The 1,492-nt window shown below is 56.6% G+C and carries 1 protein-coding gene; it reads left to right on the forward strand.

All coding sequences use genetic code 11. The features are described from left to right. The coding region (locus LZ463_RS28840) for a choice-of-anchor U domain-containing protein (RefSeq protein WP_241459770.1) at positions 1 to 1,492 on the forward strand (1,492 nt) is incomplete at both ends.

The following is a 1,492-nucleotide window of genomic DNA, read 5'->3' on the forward strand; positions in this document are numbered from 1 at the left end:
CTCGAATGCGACCATCCAGCAAGGCTCTGCCGCCAATACCAGTGTCGGTACGCTGACGGCGATTGATCCCAATCCGGGTGATACCGCCAGCTTTACCCTGGTCAGCGGCAATGGCACGAATGACAGGGATAATGCCAAATTCGCGATATCGGGTAACAACCTGGTGGCCAAGAACCCGCTGAGCATGACGCCGGGTAATTACACCATCTTCGTTCGCGCCACAGATGCCAGCGGCGCCGCCTATGAAAAAAGCCTGGTCATTGCCGTCGGCGACAATGTTGCTCCTGTTGCGACAGGCATCACCCGCCTCCAGCCAGAAAACACCAGTCTGGCCAGCGTCGATTACAAAGTCAGCTTCAGTGAAGCGGTGACGGGCGTCAATGCGGCAGCCTTTGCTCTCGCCACCACAGGCACAGTCGCGGGGACGATCAGCAATGTGACCCAACTGGACTCTTCTACCTATAGCGTCAGGATCACTGGATTGACCGGCGATGGCACCCTGGGCCTGAACCTCAAGAATACGGGTACCGGCATCGTCGATACCACCAGCCTGGCTTTGAGTGGCGGCTTTACCGGGCAGTTGTATCAGGTCGACCACACAGCACCGACCACCAGCATCAGTTCTGCTCGTTTGTCCAATGATGACGGTGTCAGCGGGACAGATTTCATCACTTCTGCAGCCCAACAAACCATCAGCGGTACACTCAGTGCAGGCTTGCTGGCAGGCGAAACAGTACAGGTCTCGCTCGATAATGGTGCGAACTGGGTGAATGCCACCGCAGCTTTGGGCAGTACCAGCTGGACGCTGCAAAACCAGACGCTGGGGGGCAATAATACCTTGCAGGTCCGGGTCACTGATCTGGCAGGCAATAGCGGGACTACGCTGCAACAGGGCTACTCCATTGTCAGCTATGACAATACTGGCACGACCAATCCTTCCGATAACACCATTCCTGTCACTGATCCGGACGCCGATGGTGACGGTATCCTGCAAATCGTCGAAGCGGAAGTGCCGAACTGGTCAGGAAGTGGCAAGGGCGATGGTAACGGCGATGGCAAGGCCGACCAGGCACAGAAAGACGTGGGTTCCTTGCCCTGGAATAATGGCAGTCTGGTCAATACGCACTATGCGACTTTGAGTGTAGAGTCTTCTCTGGCACTGGGCAAGGTCACTACCACGACGAGCCCGGGCAACCTGCCAAGCGGCCTGCAACTGCAATATGGCCTGATCAGCAGTCAGGTCAATGGCGTCGGTATGGGCAAGGATGTCAGCCTGTCCCTCTATACTGACAAGCTTGGTTCAGTGAATGGATACTGGGTACAGGACAGGGCTGGTAACTGGACGAATGTTGCCAGCGCGATCACGGAGCTCAACGGCAAGCTGAAGGTGGATTTCAAGATCACCGATGGCGGCATGTTTGATGCCGACGGCAAGGTCGATGGCAAGATCAGTTTCAGTGGCGGCCTGGGTTTCAACACCAGTTCGCTGCCG

Origin of the sequence: Undibacterium paludis, from assembly GCF_022568815.1 — a bacterium.
Taxonomy (GTDB): Bacteria; Pseudomonadota; Gammaproteobacteria; order Burkholderiales; family Burkholderiaceae_D; genus Undibacterium.